Below are 18,579 nucleotides of genomic sequence, written 5' to 3' on the forward strand. Positions count from 1 at the left end.
CATGCCTCTCGAACTGTTCACCGAAGGCGACCCGATCGCCGACACCAAGGCGCCGATGGACGTGCCGATCGGCGAGCGCTGGAACGAGCGCAAGTTCCGCGGCCGCCTGGTCAACCCGACCAACCGCCGCAAGATGACGATCATCGTCGTCGGAACCGGCCTGGCCGGCGGCGCGGCGGCCGCGACGCTCGGCGAGGCCGGCTACAACGTCAAGTCCTTCTGGTACCAGGACAGCCCGCGCCGCGCGCACAGCGTCGCCGCGCAGGGCGGGATCAACGCCGCCAAGAACTACCGCAACGACGGCGACAGCGTGCACCGGCTGTTCTACGACACGGTCAAGGGCGGCGACTTCCGCGCCCGCGAGAACAACGTGCACCGCCTCGCCGAGGTGAGCGTCAACATCATCGACCAGGCGGTCGCCCAGGGCGTGCCCTTCGCCCGCGAGTACGGCGGCCTGCTCGACAACCGCTCCTTCGGTGGCACCCAGGTGTCGCGCACCTTCTACGCCCGCGGCCAGACGGGCCAGCAGCTGCTCTACGGCGCCTACCAGGCCCTCGAGCGGCAGATCGCGGCCGGCAGCGTCGAGCAGAACGCGCGCACCGAGATGCTCGACCTGATCGTCGTCGACGGCCGCGCCCGCGGCATCGTCGCCCGCGACCTGGTCACCGGCGAGCTCAGCACGCACTTCGGCGACGCCGTCGTGCTGGCCAGCGGTGGCTACAGCAACGTCTTCTACCTCTCCACGAACGCCAAGGGCTCGAACACCACGGCGATCTGGCGCGCGCACAAGCGGGGCGCGTACTTCGCCAACCCCTGCTACACGCAGATCCACCCGACCTGCATCCCGGTCAAGGGCGACTACCAGTCGAAGCTGACCCTGATGTCGGAATCGCTCCGCAACGACGGCCGCGTGTGGGTGCCCAAGGAGCGCGGCGACGACCGCCCGGCCAACGACATCCCCGAGGACGAGCGCGACTACTACCTCGAGCGGCTCTACCCCTCGTTCGGCAACCTGGTGCCCCGCGACATCGCCTCGCGCCAGGCCAAGAACGTGTGCGACGAGGGCCGCGGCGTCGGCCCCGGCGGGCTGGGGGTCTACCTCGACTTCGCCGAGGCGATCGAGCGGCTGGGCCGCCCGGCGGTCGAGGCCAAGTACGGGAACCTCTTCGACATGTACGCCCAGATCACGGGCGAGGACCCCTACGTGACGCCGATGCGGATCTTCCCCGCCGTGCACTACACGATGGGCGGCCTGTGGGTGGACTACGACCTGCAGTCGACGATCCCCGGCATGTTCGTCATCGGTGAGGCCAACTTCTCCGACCACGGCGCCAACCGCCTGGGTGCCAGCGCGCTCATGCAGGGCCTGGCCGACGGCTACTTCGTCCTGCCGTCGACGATCAGCAGCTACCTGGCCGACGGGCCGTTCGAGAAGGTCGACGCGAGCCACCCCGCCGCCGTCGAAGCGCTCCAGGGCGTGCAGCAGCAGACGCAGAAGCTGCTCAGCATCAACGGCAACCGCACGCCGGCGTCCTTCCACCGCGAGCTCGGCCAGCTGATGTGGGACCTCTGCGGCATGGAGCGCACGGACGAGGGGCTGCGCAAGGCCATCGACCGCATCCGGGAGATCCGCCAGGAGTTCTGGAGCAACCTCAAGGTCGGCGGCGACTGGCACTCGTTCAACCAGACGCTGGAGCACGCCGGCCGCGTCGCCGACTTCATCGAGCTCGGCGAGCTCATGTGCATCGACGCGCTGCACCGCCGCGAGAGCTGCGGCGGGCACTTCCGTGCCGAGAGCCAGACCCCCGAGGGCGAGGCGCTGCGCGACGACGAGAACTTCGCCTACGTCGCCGCCTGGGAGTGGACGCCGGAGGGCCAGCCCCCGGTCCTCCACAAGGAAGACCTCAACTACGAGTACGTCCACCTCGCGCAGCGGAGCTACAAGTGACAGCGACCCACGAAGACACGATGCGCTCCAGCGTCGGCGACCCCGGCGCGGGCAAGCGCGGCATGAACCTGACGCTGCGCGTCTGGCGCCAGCAGGGGCCGACCGTCAAGGGCAAGATGGTGACCTACAAGGTCACCGACATCTCCCCCGACATGTCGTTCCTCGAGATGCTCGACGTGCTCAACGAGCAGCTGATCCTGCAGGGCGACGACCCGGTCGCCTTCGACCACGACTGCCGCGAGGGCATCTGCGGCATGTGCGGCGTCGTCATCAACGGCATGGCGCACGGCCCGCAGCAGACGACGACCTGCCAGCTGCACATGCGGTCGTTCAAGGACGGCGACACGATCGACGTCGAGCCGTGGCGCGCCACCGCCTTCCCGATCATCAAGGACCTCGCCGTCGACCGGCGGGCGCTGGACCGGATCATCCAGGCCGGCGGCTACATCAGCGTCCCGACCGGCACCGCTCCCGAGGCGCACGCCACCCCGGTGCCGAAGAAGGACGCCGACAACGCGTTCGACGCCGCCACCTGCATCGGCTGCGGCGCCTGCGTGGCGGCCTGCCCGAACGCCTCCTCGATGCTGTTCACCGCCGCCAAGGTCACGCACCTGGGCCTGCTCCCCCAGGGGCAGCCCGAGCGCAACGACCGCGTGGTCAACATGGTCGCCCAGCAGGACCGCGAGGGCTTCGGTGGCTGCACCAACATCGGCGAGTGCTCCGCGGCGTGCCCGAAGGGCATCTCCATGGAGACCATCTCCCGGCTGAACCACGACCTGCTCGGCGCCCTGCGCGCGGGGGCCCGCCCCAAGAGCTGACAGAAGGACGCACAGAGGCCCCCGCCGGAACATCGGCGGGGGCCTCTCTCGTGCTGCGGCGCCGGGGTCAGGGGCGCCGCGGTCGGTGGGTCAGGCGACGGGGACCTCGGCCCGCTCGTCGAGCCAGGACCACAGCGCCTCGGCCGGCAGCGGCCGGCTGAGGTGGTAGCCCTGGACGACGTCGCAGCCGTGGAAGGTGAGCGCGTCGACCGTGGCCTGGTCCTCGGCGCCCTCGGCCACGAGCACCAGCCCGAGGGCGTGGGCCAGCTGCAGGGTCGAGGTGACGATCGACTCGGCCCGGGGGCTGCCGGTCATCTCGCCGACGAAGGTGCGGTCCAGCTTGAGCTCGGTGACCGGCAGCGCGGCGAGGTACGCCAGGCTGGAGTAGCCGGTCCCGTAGTCGTCGATGGCGACCCCCACACCGTCGTCGCGGAGTCGGCCGAGCACGCGCACGGCACGCTCGCGGTCCTCCATGAGCAGGCTCTCGGTCACCTCGAGCACCAGGCAGCCCGCCGACAGCTCGTGCTCGGCCAGCAGCGCCCGCACCTGGTCGGGGAAGGCCTCGTCCACCAGGTTGGACGGGCTGACGTTGACCGCCATGGTGAGCAGGCGGCCGCGGTCGGACCACGACCGGCACTGGGCCAGCGCGATGTCGATGACCCGGCTGGTCAGCTGCGCCATGAGCCCGGCGGACTCGGCGAGCTCGATGAAGGCGTCGGGGAACAGCAGGCCGCGGGTCGGGTGCTGCCAGCGGACCAGCGCCTCCACGCCGTCGACGGTGCCGGTCGCGAGCGCCAGCTTGGGTTGGTAGTGCAGCACCAGCTCGTCCTGCTCGATGGCGCGGCGCAGCTGGGCGACGTCCTCCAGCCGGTGGCGGCCGTGTCCGTCGCGCTCCTCGTCGTACACCGCGACACCGGTGCGGCCGGACTTCGCCGCGTACATGGCCAGGTCGGCCAGCTGGAGCAGCTCCACGGCGCTGATCGACTCGTCCGGGCCGATCGCGACGCCCACGCTGACGTCGACATCGAGGACCATGCCGCTGAAGCCGAAGGGGCGCTGCAGCTCGGCCCGCAGGCGCTGGGCCAGGCCCAGTGCCTCCGCGGCGTCGAGGTCCTGCGCCAGGACGACGAACTCGTCGCCGCCCAGTCGGGCCAGCACGTCGTCGGCCCGGAGCTGGGCACGCAGCCGGGGGCCCACCTGGGCCAGCAGCGCATCACCGACGGCGTGGCCGAGCGAGTCGTTGATCTCCTTGAACCTGTCCAGGTCGAGCACCAGGACGGCGGTCCGTTCGCCGGCGGCCAGCCGGAGGTCGGCCTCGGCGAGGGCCTCGAAGACCGACCGCCGGTTGGGCAGCCCGGTCAGCTCGTCGGTGCGCGCCTGCCGTCGGCTGTCGGCCAGCGCCCGCACGTCGCGGAAGGTCAGCCCCGTCCGGGCCAGGGCGGCGAGGACGGCGACGAGCGCGAAGGCGCCGGCCACGGGGTCGCCGGTGGCCAGGTACCCCGTGAACAGCAGGGTGAGCGCGGCGACGGCACAGGCGCCCGGGATGACCAGCGCGCTGCCCCCGTCGATCCGTCCGCGGCCCCCGCGAGAGGTGCGCTGGATGGCGGCCATGCCGCAGCAGACGAAGGCGAGGCCCCAGGCGATGTCGAGCGGTCCGCCGACGGTGTAGGTGCCCTCCGCCAGCTGGTAGGCGTAGACGGTGTCGGTGACGACGAACAGCCCCAGGGCGGCGGTGACCCACCACCAGCCCGGCCCGGCGTCACGGCCGATGAGGGCCAGCCCGCCGGCGACCAGGCTGAGCAGCAGCAGGTCGCCGATCGGGTAGAGCATCGCGGTCGCCACGACCAGCCTGCCGCCGTCGGCCGACTGGAGCAGGGCGCCGATGCCGGCGGCCGCGGCGACCGCGGCGGCGGTGCAGCCGGTGACGATGCAGTCGAGCCACATGTTGGCCGTCAGCCGCCGGACGCGCCCGCGGAGCAGGAGCAGGAAGGCGACGAAGGCGAGCGGGAAGAAGCCGAGGAACGCGGCATCGGACCACGCGGGGTCCGGCATCTCGTCGAGATCGCGGTAGTGGAACTCGTAGGCGGCCGCGCCGCTGAAGTAGGAGAACACCGCCGCGGCGAAGCACCACCAGGAGGCGCGGTCGGCCGACCCGGCGCCGCGCACGACCAGGATGAGCACGAGCCCGGCGAGGAAGAAGAGCTTGCCCTGAGCGGCCAGCAGGTCGCCGACGGCGTCCGCGCCGAGCGCGACGGCGGTCAGCGCGACCACCCAGATGCCGACCAGCAGGACCGCGAGCCGGCGGACCACGCGCAACGGGCGCGCGTCGTCGCGCGCCTCGTCGGACAGGTCCTCCAGGACGTCCGGTAGCCGATCCCTCATGCCCTCCCATCGGTCGAGAGGTGGGTGACCTGCAGCACTTATCCCGAACTGGCGTCACGGTTCCCCCGTCGGAGGGAGCGGCGGCACGGGCGCCGCTGTCCCGGGTGTCGGGCGAACCCTCACTGCTCCTCCCCACGGGTGACCGGGGTTCAGCTCGGTGAGCCGCCTGTCGACGTCGTGCGGGGACGACCACGGCGGGAGGAGGACGGGCGCATGGACGGGGACCACGGCCACACGGGGGCGCAGGACGACCGCACCCCTCGGCGGCTCGGCCGGACCGGCCGGCTGCTGTGTGTGGCGGTGCTCGTCGCGGTCCTGCTGGCCATCGCCCTCGCCGTGGGCATCCCCGGGCGGGACGACCCGGCGCTGCTGGACCAGGTGCACCTGCCGTGGTGGGTGCTCGCACTGGCCTTCATCGCCACGGAGACGTTCGTCCTCAACGTCCAGGTGCGGCGCGAGACGCAGACGATCTCCCTCAGCGAGATCCCGCTCGTCCTCGGCCTCTTCTTCGCCGCACCGCTGCCCCTGCTCCTGGCACGGGTGGTCGCCAACGCCGCAGTGATGGTCGTGGTCCGCCGCTCACCACCGGTGAAGATGGTGTTCAACGTCGCCCTGCTGATCGGGTCGACGTGCGTCGCGATCAGCGTGTTCTCCGCGCTGGCGCCCTCGACCGGCGAGCTGACGGCCTCGTCGTGGCTGGCCGCGTACGCGGCCGCGCTGCTCGCCGACGTGCTGTGCGCGCTGGCCATCGGGGCCATGATCGCCGTCCACGACGGCGGCGTGAACGTGCGCGGGCTGCTCACCGAGGCGGGCTCGGTGCTCGTACCGGCCCTCGGCGTGACCATCGGCCTGCTGGCGGTGACGAGCCTGGTGGCGTCGACGAGCAGCGCATGGCTGCTGGTGGCGCTCGGTGCCGGCCTCCTGGTGGGCTTCCGCGCCTACGCCTCGCTGGCCGAGCGGCACCTGAACCTCGAACGGCTCTACCGCTTCAGCCAGGCGGTGAGCAGCACCCCGGGAACCGACGAGCTCATGGGCAACGTGCTGACCGAGGCGCGGGAGATCCTCCGGGCCGAGCACGCCACGGTCGTCTTCGTCGCCTCCGACGGTGGCCTGGTGGCGAGGATCGGTCTCGGCGCCACCGGACGGCTCACCCGGTCGGAGGCGCCGCCCAGCGAGCAGGACGCGTGGATGATCCGCGAGGTGGTCGACGGCGGCGGGACCCTGCTCATGCCCCGGGGCACCCGCGACCCCCGGATGCGCGAGTGGCTGGAGGCGGCCGGTGTCCGTGACGCGGTGGCGGTGCCGCTGACCGGTGGGGCGGGCATCGTCGGTGTGCTCGTCGTCGCCGATCGCTGGGGGGACGTGAAGACCTTCGAGCCCGACGACGTCCTGCTGCTGGAGACCGTGACCAACCACGCCGGTGTGGCGCTGCGCAACGGCGAGCTCATCGGCCGGCTCCGGCACGACGCGCTCCACGACGCGCTCACCGGGCTGCCGAACCGCACCCTGCTGCAGCGCGAGCTCGCCGCCGCGCTGGAGGCGGTCGCGAGCGGCCGCTCGGCCGGGGCCGCCGTCATGGTCCTCGACCTGGACGGGTTCAAGTCCGTCAACGACACCCTCGGGCACCAGCAGGGCGACGCGCTGCTCGTCGAGGTGGGGGCGCGGCTCACCGCCGCGCTCGGCCGGGCCGGCACGGTCGGGCGGCTCAGCGGCGACGAGTTCGCCGTGGTGCTGACCGGTGCGGACGACGAGGAGGCCGCTGTACGGGTCGGGCGCCGGGTCCTGCGCGCGCTGGAGCACCCGGTGGTCCTGGACGGGCTCGAGGTCGTCATCGGCGCCTCGCTCGGCATCGCGCTCGCTCCGGCGCACGGCGACGACCCGGCGGGCCTGCTCAAGCGCGCCGACCTCGCCATGTACGACGCCAAGACCTCGACCCGGAGCCTGCGCGTCTACGAGGCCGACCTGGACGCCGACCACCCGCGCCGGCTGACCCTCGCATCCGACCTGCGCACCGCGCTGCAGCAGGGCGACCTGCAGGTGCACGTGCAACCGCAGGCGCGGCTGGACACCGACGCGGTCGTCGGCGTCGAGGCACTGGTCCGCTGGGAGCACCCCCGGCTCGGCTGGGTGTCCCCGGACGAGTTCGTCCCCGTGGCGGAGCGCGCCGGCCTCATCGGCGCCCTGACCAGTCAGGTGCTGGAGATCGCGCTCGCCGCTGTCGCCTCGTGGCGCGCGGCCGGGAGGGACCTGGGGATCGCCGTCAACCTCTCCACCCGCAGCCTCCAGGACCCCGACCTGGTCGACGAGATCGCCCGCCTGCTGCGGCGCCACGACGTGCCGGCGGCCCGGTTGACCCTCGAGGTCACCGAGAGCTCCGTGATGGGCGACCCCGCCCGGGCGGTGGCGCTCCTGCACCAGCTCCGCGATCTCGGCGTGCGCCTGTCGGTGGACGACTTCGGCACCGGGTACTCGTCGCTGTCCTACCTGCAGCGCCTCCCCGTCCAGGAGGTGAAGATCGACCGCAGCTTCGTCGCCGGGCTGGACCGCGGCACGGAGAACGTCGCCATCGTCCGGGCCATCGTCGACCTGGGCCGGAACCTGGGCCTGGACGTCGTGGCCGAGGGGGTCGAGGACCAGGCGACGCGCGACCGGCTCGCGGCCATGGACTGCGATCTGCTGCAGGGGTGGCACCTGGCCCGGGCCATGCCGGTCGAGGAACTCCTGCCCTGGCTCACCGCACGCGACCAGGCCCCCCACCGTCGCACGGTCCGCGCCGTCGACAGCTCTCGCCGGGCCTGACCGCGACGAGGGAGGACCGCCACCGCGTTCCCGTCCGAGGCGGGTTGCGTTCCCTGGCCCGGGGCCGTCGTCCTGCCCTACGGTGCCCGGCATGGCGACCTGGGACGACGTGGCCCGGACGTGTCTGGCGCTCCCGCAGACGAGCGAGGGCGTCTCGCGCGGATGGCGGCAGTGGAAGGTGCGGGACAAGGCCTTCGTGTGGGAGCGCCCGCTCGGGAAGAAGGACGTCGCCGAGCTGGGCGACGCCGCCCCGACCGGCCCGGTGATGGCGGCCTACGTCCCCGACGAAGGCGCGAAGGCCGCCCTCGTCGCCGAGGAGCCGGAGCTCTACTTCACGACCTCGCACTTCGACGGCTACGCAACGGTGCTGTGCCGCCTGGACCGGCTGGGTCAGCGGGACCTGACCGAGCTCGCGACCGAGGCGTGGGCCTGCCGCGCCCCGCGCCGGCTGCTGGCCGAGCACCCGCCGCCGCAAGGTCCCTGACGCCTCAACCCCGCGCGGGGACGATCCGCTCGATGACGTCGGCCGGCATCAGCCCCGCCTTGCCGAAGCGCCGGGCGGCCTCCACGAACTGCGGCGCGCACGATCCGAGGTCGACGAGCATCTCGCGGGCGGCGTCCTCCCGGCCGGCCAGGGCGGCGACCACGGCCCGCCACATGAGCTGGTCGGGCTCGGTGCTGGCGTCCATCGGGCGCAGCAGCTCGAGCTCACGGTCGGCGGTGACCGGGTCGCCGTCGATGGCGAGCTGGAACGCCCGGACGACGTCCTGGTACCGGGCGCGGGTGACCAGCAGGTCCGCGAGCGCGGTGATCGGATCGTGCGAGTCGTCGACCCGCAGGTCGACCACCATGTCGTGCCAGGGGCGGCCGGTGGTGGTCGCGCGGATGACCATGATCGCGGCCGACCGCCGTCCCCGGAAGTCACCGCCCGCCTCCTCCCCCGCCTGCAGGGCGCTCAGCAGCCGCTCGGCCAGCGGACCACCGGAGCTCTCGAACCGCTCCACCATGCATTCCCACACCTGCTCGGAAGCGGCCATGTTGGCCAGGGCCACGCAGGTGTCGCCGACCAGGTGGCCGGCGGCGTCGACGCACTGCCCTCCGGTGTAGGCGGCGAGGTCACCGGTGACGCCGAGGACGGCGACCTGCCGGCGCTCGGGCTGCGGGTCGACGCTGCTCAGCGCGGTGAGCACCTCCTGGGCGGTGAACCCGCCGCGCAGGAGGTCCAGGCCGACGGCCCCGTACATGGGCTCGGCCATCGACTGGGTGGCGATGACCCCGTGGCCGGGCAGGGCGAAGGGCACGCTGTTGCCGACGGCGAAGGCCTGGGACTGGGTGGCAACGCCCAGGTCCCCGCTCTCGGGGTCCCGGGCGACGATCGAGTACGTCACCCGGAAAGCCTGCCCGCACCGGCCCGTCGGACAAACACCGGTCGCCCGGCGCGTGCGGCGCCTGAGCGGGGTAGGGAGACGGCATGCGTTTCTCCCCGGCCGTATTCCTGCCGGTCCTCGCGCTGTCCGCCCTCGTCGGGTGCGGCGGCAAGGAGCAGCCCGACGATGCGGCTGCGACCACCACTGCCGAGCCGGCCCCCGAGTCCAGTGCGCCAGGCTCGTCCTCCGCCACCGCCTCGGACTCCCCCGGCGCCGCGAGTCCCGGGCAGGTCCCGCGGCCCGGACCGGACAGCTGCGAACCCGTGGCCGAGGCCCCCGACGGCGTGTACGTCGTCGCCGACGCGGGCGAGGTGATCCTGCGTCTGGAGGATTCCGGGATCACCCTCGACGTCCGCTCGACCGACGGGTGGTCCACCTCCGTCGACAGCGACGAGGACGAGGCCGACGTCGAGTTCACCCGCGGCGACGAGACCATCGACTTCGAGGCCGACGTCGAGGCGGGCAGGCTCGTCATCCAGGTCTGCGACGAGGACTGAGCCCGCCCGGGCCGCTCAGGCGCGCACGGACTCCATCGCCTGGGCCAGCAGCTCGACCGACCGCAGCCGGCCCTCCACGGACGAGGACTGGTGGGCGATGATCAGCTCGTCGGCGTCGGAGAATTCCCGGAAGCCCTCGACGTACTCGGCGAGCTGACCCGGTGCACCGACGGCGGTGTGGGTGAGCATCCCCTCCACGTGGTGCCCGGCGCCCTGGACGAGCAGCTGGTCGGCCTGCTCGTCGGTCAGCGACTGCCCGCGCCCGAACAGCCCGATGGCGAGGTTGCGCTTGACCGCCTGCAGCTGCTCGCGGGCGGCGTCCTCGGTGTCGGCGGCGACCACGTTCATGCCGGCGATCACGTACGGGCGGTCCAGCTGCTCCGAGGGCTTGAACTCGCGGCGGTAGGCCTCGACCGCCGGCTGGAGCATCTGCGGGGCGAAGTGCGAGGCGAACGCGTAGGGCAGTCCGAGTGCGGCGGCCAGCGTCGCGCCGAACATCGAGGAGCCCAGGATGTACAGCGGCACGCGCGAGCCCTTGCCGGGGATGGCGTCGACGCCGGCCACGCGCGTCTCGCCGGCGAGGTACCCCTGGAGCTCCAGCACGTCCTGCGGGAAGCGGTCGGCGGAGTTCGGGTTGCGGCGGAGCGCGTACATCGTGTTCTGGTCGCTGCCGGGCGCACGGCCCAGGCCCAGGTCGATGCGGCCGGGGTACATCGCGTCGAGCGTGCCGAACTGCTCGGCGATGGTCAGCGGCGAGTGGTTGGGCAGCATGACGCCGCCGGCGCCGAGGCGGATCGTGCGGGTGTGCGCCCCGACGTGCGAGATGAGGACGCTGGTCGCCGACGAGGCGATCCGCGGCATGTTGTGGTGCTCGGCGTACCAGACCCGCTCGTAGCCGTGCTCCTCGGCGCGCTGGGCGAGGGCCACGCTGGCGGCGATGCTGCTGGAGGCCGTCTCCCCCCGGTTGATCGGCGCGAGGTCGAGGACGGACAGCGGGATGCGCATGGAGAGGTGCCTTTCACGTCGGTTGCCATGCGCAACCCCGCCGTCGGCCCCAGGCTTCCCGCGACCCCGGCGGTCGTGCCTCAGCGGCTCTGCAGCGCGTCCAGCGCCACCGCCATGGCCGCCGCGACGCGGAAGTCCAGCCGCGGGTCGGGCACGGTCACGTCGTACCGGTCGCGGATGGCCTTCCGGCGCTCGCTCACCAGGACCGGCGCGCCGGTCGCGGTGTCGGCGAAGTCGAAGTGGAAGACGAAGGGCACCCAGACGTCGCCGAGGTAGGGGATCAGCTCCCACATGCGGCGGAGGACGGCGATGACCGGCCGGCGTTCCCGGCCCACCGCCTCGATCCCCGGTGCGGACAGCTCCCAGGTGGACCGGAGCAGGCTGGCGCCGAACTTCTTGCTGAAGCTCCCCAGCGGGGTGCCGTGCTCGTCGAGCACGTCGTGCCGGGCGTGGACGTCGAGCCGCTGGCGCGCCTTGAACGAGAAGACCGGCCGGCTCCGGGACTCGTCGGAGAAGAAGACCACCTCCTCCTTGAGCTTCATGCGCTTCTGCTCGGCGAAGGCCAGCAGCGCGCCCTCGGTCCCGTCCGGGTGCACGGCCCGGATCTCGTACCGGTTCACCATCACCGTCACCCGCTGCGAGACGGTGAACCTCGGCACCACCATCGGTGCCGGCTGCTGCGGAGCCGGGGGCGTGCTCACGTAGAACTCCTCGTGGGTCGGGTCGGGTCGGGTCGGCCGGAGCGGCCGGCCTGCAGTGGATCAGGGCGGTGGAGCGGTGGACACTTCTCCACCGGATGTTCGGGCCGTCGTCATCCGATCGACACCTCGGAGCGTCACGCTCCTGGGATGACAGCCAGCCTCTTCGTGACCGGGACGCCCGTGGCGTGGACCGGCCGCGACCCGCGGGACGCGGAGGCGTCCGGGGCCGACCTCGTGCACGCCGTGGCCAAGCCCGTGGTCGACGGCCTGGACTCCTCGGTCTGCGGGCAGCTGGTGACCGCCAGCGCGGGCCGGGACTGGTCCGTCGATCCGGGCACCGCCCGCTGCCCCGAGTGCGCCCGGATCGCCGATCACGCGGGCGGCGTCGCGCGGTAGCCGTTGACGGCGGCGTGCAGCCGCCGGGCCAGCCGCTCCAGCGGGCTCAGCGCCTCCCCGGGACCACCGGCCGCGGGCGGCGGCAGCAGCACCCAGAGCAGCAGGTAGAGCAGGACCCCGCTGCCACCCAGGAGCGTCAGGGCCACGAACCCCACGCGCCAGAGGACGGCGTCGATCCCGGTGTGGTCGGCCAGGCCACCGCAGACCCCGCCGGCCATCCGGTCGGTGCCGCTGCGCCGGGCCTCCGGACGAGGGCCGGGAGACGTGGGCGGCTGGTCGAGGGACGGGGTGTCGAACGCTGCATCGGTCATGGGGAGAGCCTGCCGACGACGGCGCCCCAGAACCATCCGGTGACGCCCGGATCCGTCCCCCATCCCGCGGTCAGGGTCCTGCCCGGGGTCCGGCCGCTCGTGGAGCCGACACGCCGCCCCGAGCAGACGTACCGTCGACGGGGTGAGCGTCCTCCCCGCCCAGGCCCTCCGCCTCGACGACCGCTTCGCCCGCGCGCTGCCCGAGATGGCCCTGCCGTGGCAGGCCGAGGAGGCGCCCGAGCCGCGCCTGCTCGCGCTGAACGAGCCGCTGGCCGCCGAGCTCGGCCTCGACCCCGCCGCCCTGCGCACCCCCGAGGGCCTGCGCCTGCTCGTCGGCACCGCGGTGCCCGAGGGCGCGCGCCCGGTCGCCCAGGCGTACTCCGGCCACCAGTTCGGCGGCTACTCCCCGCGGCTCGGTGACGGCCGCGCCCTCCTGCTGGGCGAGCTCGTCGATGCGCAGGGCACGGTGCGCGACCTGCACCTCAAGGGCTCCGGCCGCACACCGTTCGCGCGCGGGGGCGACGGCCTGGCCGCCGTCGGCCCGATGCTGCGCGAGTACGTCATCAGCGAGGCGATGCACGCCCTCGGCATCCCGACGACCCGATCCCTGGCCGTGGTCGCGACCGGTCGGCGGATCCGCCGGGAGACGGTGCTGCCGGGCGCTGTCCTGGCGCGGGTGGCGAGCAGCCACCTCCGGGTCGGCAGCTTCCAGTACGCCCGCGCCACCGACGACGTCGACCTGCTCCGCCGCCTGGCCGACCTCGCCATCGAGCGGCACCACCCACGCGCCGCCGAGGCGGAGAACCGCTACCTCGCGCTGTTCGAGGCGGTGCTCGCGGTGCAGGCGTCGCTGGTGGCGCAGTGGATGCTGGTCGGCTTCATCCACGGGGTCATGAACACCGACAACATGACGATCTCCGGCGAGACGATCGACTACGGCCCGTGCGCCTTCATGGAGGCCTACGACCCGGACACCGTCTACAGCTCGATCGACGAGGGCGGCCGGTACCGCTACGGCAACCAGCCCCTGGCGGCGGAGTGGAACCTCGCCCGGCTGGCCGAGGCGCTGCTCCCGCTGATCTCCGACGACACCGAGCAGGCGATCGCGCTGGCGGTGGAGACGCTGAAGACCTTCCGGCCGCGGTACGACGCCGCCCTCGCCGAGGGGATGCGGGCCAAGCTCGGGCTGCCCGCCGACGCCGACGGAACCGCGCTCGTCGACGAGCTGCTGGACCTCCTCCAGGGCAACCACGTCGACTGGACGTCGTTCTTCCGCCGGCTGGCCGACGCCGCCCGCGGCGACGCCGAGCCGGTGCGGCTGTTGTTCCTCGACCTCGCCGGCATCGACGGCTGGCTGGAGCGCTGGCGCTCGCTGGGCCCCGACGGGGAGGCGATGGACCGGGTGAACCCGGTCTACATCCCGCGCAACCACCTGGTCGAGGAGGCGCTGGACGCCGCGACGGCCGGCGACACGACCCTCGTCGAGGAGCTGGTGGAGGTGCTGAGCGCGCCCTTCGCCGAGCGCCCCGACCACGAGCGGTACGCCGGACCGGCACCCCAGGACTTCGGGGCCACGTTCCGCACCTTCTGCGGGACCTGACCCTCCCGCACCCCGGCCGGCTGGTGCCGGCGTGACCCCAGGCGCGGCTGGTGTCGCAGGGGTGGACGGGGAAGCGAGGACCGTCCGGAGGGTGACCGGTACCACCATCGCCGGCGGGAAAGGGGATATTTGTCGGTCGGCAGCTGTTCGCCGGCGGCGAGCGACGAGCGAGGGAGGCATGTGATGGCGGGTGCGAGCACCCCGGCCGACCCGCGCCGTCCCGAGCCCGACACCGCCGGGGGCAGCGGCGCCCCGGCCGAGAAGCAGCACTTCCGGCCTGACATCCAGGGCCTGCGCGCGGTCGCCGTCGGGCTCGTCGTCGCCGACCACGTGTTCGGGTGGCCCGCCGGCGGCTTCATCGGCGTCGACGTGTTCTTCGTGATCTCGGGCTTCCTGATCACCAGCCTGCTCGTCCGCGAGCGCTCGCGGACCGGCCGGATCTCCTTCCGGGCCTTCTACGCCCGGCGCGCGCGGCGCCTGCTCCCGGCGGCCCTCGTCGCCCTGGCGGCCACGACGGTCGCCGCCTACCTGGTCTTCCTGGGCGGCCGGTTCCGGGAGACCGTCACCGACGTCGTCTGGGCGGCGCTGTTCGGCGCCAACATCAACTTCGCCCGTCAGGGCACCGACTACTTCGAGGGGACGGCCGCGCCGTCGCTGGTGCAGCACTTCTGGTCGCTGTCGGTCGAGGAGCAGTTCTACCTCGTCTGGCCCGCGCTGATCCTGCTCGCCTTCACCTTCTCGGGGCGGGGCGGGCGACGCCGTGGGGCGCATGCCGCCCCCTCCCGGCGCTCCCCCGCGCTCGCGCTGTGGCTGCTGCTCGGGACGGTCACCGCGGCCTCCTTCGCCTGGTCGGTGCACGCGACGGGCGCCTCCCCGGTGACCGCCTACTTCTCCACCTTCACCCGCGCCTGGGAGCTGGGCGTGGGCGCGCTCGTCGCGATCTCGGTGAGCCGGCTGCAGCGCCTGCCCTCGCCGCTGCGTGCGCTGCTCGCCTGGGCCGGCCTGGCCGTCGTGGCCGGCGCCGCCTTCGTCATCGACGACGGGACGCCGTTCCCCGGCACCGCCGCGTCGCTGCCGGTCCTCGGGGCGGCGCTCCTGCTCGCCTGGGGCGGCGCGCCGGGCGGCCCGGGTACCCGGTGGGCCCTGGGCAGTGCACCCGCCGGTTTCCTCGGGGCCATCTCGTACTCGCTGTACCTGTGGCACTGGCCGGTCCTGATCATCGCCGGAGCGCTCCTGACGCCCGGTTCGACGGTGTTCTACGCCGTCGCCGTCGGAGTCGCGCTGGCCGCGGCCACGGTGTCCTACTACTGCATCGAGCAGCCGGTGCTGCACACCAACTGGCTGCTGCCGCACCGCCCGGTCGATCCCGCCCGCGCCCGGCCGGTCTTCGTCCGAGCCGGCGCCGTCGGGCTGGTCGCCGCCGGTGTCGCGGCCATGACCGTCGTCGCCGTGGTCGTGGCGCCGTGGGGCCAGGGGGGCAACGCCCGGGCCGACGCGGCACGGGCCGCGGCGCAGGCCGACGAGGCCGCCCTGGACGCCGGTGGCCCGCCGCTCACCCCCCTGCAGCAGGACATCCGGGCCGCGACGCTGGCCACCGAGTGGCCGGCCGACCTCGACCCGAGCCTGGAGGAGCTGCCGGCCTACGGCGACGAGGTGTGGCCGGCAGGCTGCCTGGTCGTCGACGAGAAGGGTCTCGACGAGTGCGGGTTCGGCGACCAGGATGCCGAGCGGACCGCCGTCGTCCTGGGCGACTCCTACGGCGCCGCCTGGGTGCCGGCCCTGGCGAGCGGGCTGGTCCCGCGCGGCTGGTACGTGCAGGCCCTGACCATGGCCGGGTGCGGGAACGTCACCGCACCGACGCTCCTGTACGGCAAGCCCTTCACCGACTGCACGGAGCACCGGGAGTGGGCGATCGAGCGCGTCCTCGATACCCGCCCCGACCTCGTGGTGCTCAGCAACGCGTGGACCGCCGACTTCGTCGACGACTCCACCGACCGCGCGACGCTGTACCGGGACGGGCTCACCGAGGTGGTGCGGCGCGTCCAGGCGTCGGGTGCGCGGATCGTCATCCTGGCCGGCCCGCCCGGCTCGGCGAACCTCCAGGAGTGCCCGACCGGGATCAACGGACCGGACGACTGCCTCGAGGGGCCGGTGAAGAGCTTCGCGACCGAGGTGGCCACCGAGCGCGAGGTGGCGGCCGCGACCGGCGCGCTGGCGATCGACCCGGAGCAGTGGTTCTGCATCGACGGGCTGTGCCCGACCTTCGTGGCCGGCACGGCGGTGTACACGGACGGGCGCCACATCACGGTGGAGTACGGGGAGCGGATCGGACCGGAGGTCGTGGCTGCGTTCGGCCTCCCGTGAGCGGCGGGGGGCCGTAATGCCCGGGGCCCGGGCACACTGGCGCTCCGGGACGGGACAGGCGGGATCCCGCCGATGAAGAGTTGACCGACGAGGTGCTGCGCGGCGGCACGCGATGGAGCACCGAGGAGAGGACGTCGATGGCGGGCGCGACCACCCTGGCCGGCTCACGCTCTCCGGAGCCGGACGGCGTCCGCGCCACCCCCACCGTCGCCGACGGACGGGGGCACTTCCGGCCGGACATCGAGGGTCTCCGCGCCGTCGCGGTCGGTCTGGTCTTCGCCGATCACGTCTTCGGGTGGCCCGCCGGCGGCTTCATCGGCGTCGACGTCTTCTTCGTGATCTCGGGGTTCCTGATCACCAGCCTGCTCGTCCGCGAGCGGGCCAGGACGGGGCGGATCTCCTTCCGCGGCTTCTACGCCCGCCGAGCGCGCCGGTTGTTCCCCGCCGCCTTCCTCACCCTCGCCGCGACCACGGCGGCGGCCTGGTTCGTATTCCTCGGCGGCCGCTTCCAGGAGACCGTCACCGACGTCGTCTGGGCGGCGCTCTTCGGCGCCAACATCAACTTCGCCCGGCAGGGCACCGACTACTTCGAGGCGACCGCCGCGCCGTCCCTCGTGCAGCACTTCTGGTCGCTGGCGGTCGAGGAGCAGTTCTACCTGGTCTGGCCCGCGCTGATCCTGGTCGCCTTCGCCCTCCCCGCCGTGCGTGCCCGCCATCGCGCAGCTCCGCCGGAGGGTGCCGGTACCCGGACGGTGGCCCTGGTGATCCTGCTCGGCACGGTCACCGCGGCGTCCTTCGCCTGGTCGGTGCACGCCACCAGCGCCTCACCGGTGACCGCCTACTTCTCCACCTTCACCCGCGCCTGGGAGCTCGGCGTCGGGGCGCTGGTCGCGGTGACCGCCACCCAGCTGCACCGGGTCCCCGCGCCGGTGCGCGCCGCCCTGGCCTGGATCGGGCTGGGCGCGGTCGTGTCGGCCGCGTTCCTCATCGACGACGGCACGTCCTTCCCCGGCACCGCAGCCGCCCTCCCGGTGCTCGGCACCGCAGCGCTCGTCGCCTGGGGGGCGACGCCGGGCGGCCCGGGGACGCGGTGGCTGCTGTCCAGCGCACCGGCCGGATTCCTCGGCGCGATCTCGTACTCGCTCTACCTGTGGCACTGGCCCGTGCTGATCCTCGCCGGGGCGCTGGTGCTGCCCGGGTCGGCGGTGTTCTACGCCGGGGTCGTCGGCGCCTCGCTGCTGCTGGCGACCTTCTCGTACTACTGCGTCGAGCAGCCGGTCCTGCACACGAACTGGCTGCTCCCCCACCGCCCCATCCAGCCGGCGCGCGCACGGCCGGTCTTCCGCCGGGCTCGGACGGTCGGCCTCGGCGCCGTGGTGGTCACGGTGGCGGTGGTCGCCACGGTGGTCGTCGCGCCGTGGGGCGACGGTGGGGACGCCCGGGCCGAGGCGGCACGGGCGGCGGAACAGGCCGACGCCGAGCGGGCCGAGCTGGGGCTGCCGCCCCTGACCCCCCTCCAGCGGGACATCCAGGCGGCGACCTTCGCGACCGAGTGGCCGGCCGACCTCGAGCCGAGCCTGGACGAGCTGCCCGGCTACCTCAAGAAGCAGTGGGACCAGGGCTGCCTGCACATCAGCGAGTCGAACGTCGACCGGTGCCGGTCCGGTGACCCCGCGGCACCCCGGTCCCTCGTCGTCCTCGGCGACTCCTTCGCCGCCGCGTGGATCCCGGGTCTCAGCGAGGAGCTCGTGCCGGCGGGCTGGTCGGTGGAGAGCCTGACGTTCGGCCTCTGCCCGAACATCACCGCGATGACCCTCTTCGAGGGTCAACCCTTCGAGGCGTGCCCGGAGCACCGGGAGTGGGCGATCGAGCGCATCCTCGAGCAGCGGCCGGACGTGGTGGTGCTGAGCCACTCCTGGCGCGCGCAGCTGGAGGACGGGGTCGACCGGCGGGAGCTGTACCTGGACGGGCTCACCCAGGTGGTGCGACGGGTGCAGGCGTCCGGCGCCGAGGTGGTCATCCTGGGCGCACCTCCCGGCTCGGAGAGCCTGCAGGACTGCCCGACCGGGCTCAACCGGCCGACCGACTGCCTCCGGGGTCCGGCCGACAGCTTCTTCCCGCAGGTGGAGAGCGAGCAGCTCGTTGCCGCCGCCACCGGGGTCCGGGCCATCGATCCCCAGCAGTGGTTCTGCTACGACGGGGTCTGCCCCACGTTCGTCGGGAACACACCGGTCTACGGCGACGGCCAGCACCTGACCGCCGAGTACGCCCGGCGCATCGCACCGGACCTGGTGACCGCGATCCTCCAACCCTGACCGGCCGCAGGATGGT

14 protein-coding genes are annotated in these 18,579 nt (G+C 73.3%); 9 read left to right on the top strand and 5 right to left on the bottom strand.

Annotated elements, in window-relative coordinates; translation table 11 throughout:
- The first annotated feature begins 1 nt into the window (after window position 1).
- Window positions 2-1,948: a fumarate reductase/succinate dehydrogenase flavoprotein subunit gene (locus BLS70_RS05170; protein ID WP_091764567.1), complete on the top strand. Its 1,947-nt coding sequence runs from the start codon at window positions 2-4 to the stop codon at window positions 1,946-1,948.
- Window positions 1,945-2,766, top strand: coding sequence for a succinate dehydrogenase/fumarate reductase iron-sulfur subunit (locus BLS70_RS05175; protein WP_255362247.1), 822 nt, complete (start codon window positions 1,945-1,947; stop codon window positions 2,764-2,766). The genes BLS70_RS05170 and BLS70_RS05175 overlap by 4 nt, the downstream gene beginning before the upstream one ends.
- Before the next feature lie 90 nt (window positions 2,767-2,856).
- On the opposite strand, the gene BLS70_RS05180 is transcribed toward BLS70_RS05175, so the two are convergent.
- Window positions 2,857-5,148, bottom strand: a complete 2,292-nt coding sequence (locus tag BLS70_RS05180; RefSeq protein ID WP_091764568.1) for a putative bifunctional diguanylate cyclase/phosphodiesterase — start codon at window positions 5,146-5,148, stop codon at window positions 2,857-2,859.
- 213 nt (window positions 5,149-5,361) lie between these two features.
- On the opposite strand from BLS70_RS05180, the gene BLS70_RS05185 reads away from it, so the two are divergent.
- Window positions 5,362-7,947 carry a putative bifunctional diguanylate cyclase/phosphodiesterase gene (locus BLS70_RS05185; RefSeq protein WP_091764569.1) on the top strand — a complete coding sequence of 862 codons (2,586 nt, stop codon included), beginning with the start codon at window positions 5,362-5,364 and terminating at the stop codon, window positions 7,945-7,947.
- Between the two features lie 91 nt (window positions 7,948-8,038).
- Window positions 8,039-8,431, top strand: a complete 393-nt coding sequence (locus BLS70_RS05190) for an MmcQ/YjbR family DNA-binding protein (protein ID WP_091764570.1) — start codon at window positions 8,039-8,041, stop codon at window positions 8,429-8,431.
- 4 nt (window positions 8,432-8,435) lie between these two features.
- Here the strand turns inward: BLS70_RS05190 and BLS70_RS05195 are convergent, their stop codons facing one another.
- On the bottom strand, window positions 8,436-9,335 hold the full coding sequence (locus BLS70_RS05195) for a DUF1028 domain-containing protein (protein ID WP_091764571.1): 900 nt from the start codon (window positions 9,333-9,335) through the stop codon (window positions 8,436-8,438).
- An 83-nt stretch (window positions 9,336-9,418) separates the two neighbouring features.
- Here BLS70_RS05195 and BLS70_RS05200 point away from each other — a divergent pair, with 83 nt between their 5' ends.
- Window positions 9,419-9,871 carry a hypothetical protein gene (locus tag BLS70_RS05200; RefSeq protein WP_091764572.1) on the top strand — a complete coding sequence of 151 codons (453 nt, stop codon included), beginning with the start codon at window positions 9,419-9,421 and terminating at the stop codon, window positions 9,869-9,871.
- 15 nt (window positions 9,872-9,886) lie between these two features.
- On the opposite strand, the gene BLS70_RS05205 is transcribed toward BLS70_RS05200, so the two are convergent.
- Window positions 9,887-10,876: an LLM class flavin-dependent oxidoreductase gene (locus BLS70_RS05205; RefSeq protein ID WP_091764573.1), complete on the bottom strand. Its 990-nt coding sequence runs from the start codon at window positions 10,874-10,876 to the stop codon at window positions 9,887-9,889.
- An 80-nt stretch (window positions 10,877-10,956) separates the two neighbouring features.
- Window positions 10,957-11,577: an LURP-one-related family protein gene (locus BLS70_RS05210; RefSeq protein ID WP_218122290.1), complete on the bottom strand. Its 621-nt coding sequence runs from the start codon at window positions 11,575-11,577 to the stop codon at window positions 10,957-10,959.
- A 147-nt stretch (window positions 11,578-11,724) separates the two neighbouring features.
- On the opposite strand from BLS70_RS05210, the gene BLS70_RS05215 reads away from it, so the two are divergent.
- Entirely contained in the window at window positions 11,725-11,973 is a 249-nt protein-coding gene (locus BLS70_RS05215) for a hypothetical protein (RefSeq protein WP_091764574.1), read from the top strand.
- Here BLS70_RS05215 and BLS70_RS05220 read toward each other — a convergent pair.
- Entirely contained in the window at window positions 11,949-12,284 is a 336-nt protein-coding gene (locus BLS70_RS05220) for a PspC domain-containing protein (protein ID WP_091764575.1), read from the bottom strand. The genes BLS70_RS05215 and BLS70_RS05220 overlap by 25 nt on opposite strands.
- Before the next feature lie 142 nt (window positions 12,285-12,426).
- Here BLS70_RS05220 and BLS70_RS05225 point away from each other — a divergent pair, with 142 nt between their 5' ends.
- The 3 genes from BLS70_RS05225 (at window position 12,427) to BLS70_RS05235 (ending at window position 18,563) form a co-directional block, all read left to right on the top strand.
- Window positions 12,427-13,884: a protein adenylyltransferase SelO gene (locus BLS70_RS05225; protein WP_091764576.1), complete on the top strand. Its 1,458-nt coding sequence runs from the start codon at window positions 12,427-12,429 to the stop codon at window positions 13,882-13,884.
- 183 nt (window positions 13,885-14,067) lie between these two features.
- A complete protein-coding gene (locus BLS70_RS05230; protein WP_143030344.1) occupies window positions 14,068-16,248 on the top strand; it encodes an acyltransferase family protein in 2,181 nt (726 codons plus the stop codon).
- Window positions 16,249-16,328: 80 nt separating this feature from the next.
- On the top strand, window positions 16,329-18,563 hold the full coding sequence (locus BLS70_RS05235; protein ID WP_091764578.1) for an acyltransferase family protein: 2,235 nt from the start codon (window positions 16,329-16,331) through the stop codon (window positions 18,561-18,563).
- The last annotated feature ends 16 nt before the right edge of the window (window positions 18,564-18,579 follow it).

Source organism: Blastococcus aurantiacus, from assembly GCF_900102425.1.
Taxonomy (GTDB): domain Bacteria; phylum Actinomycetota; class Actinomycetes; order Mycobacteriales; family Geodermatophilaceae; genus Blastococcus; species Blastococcus aurantiacus.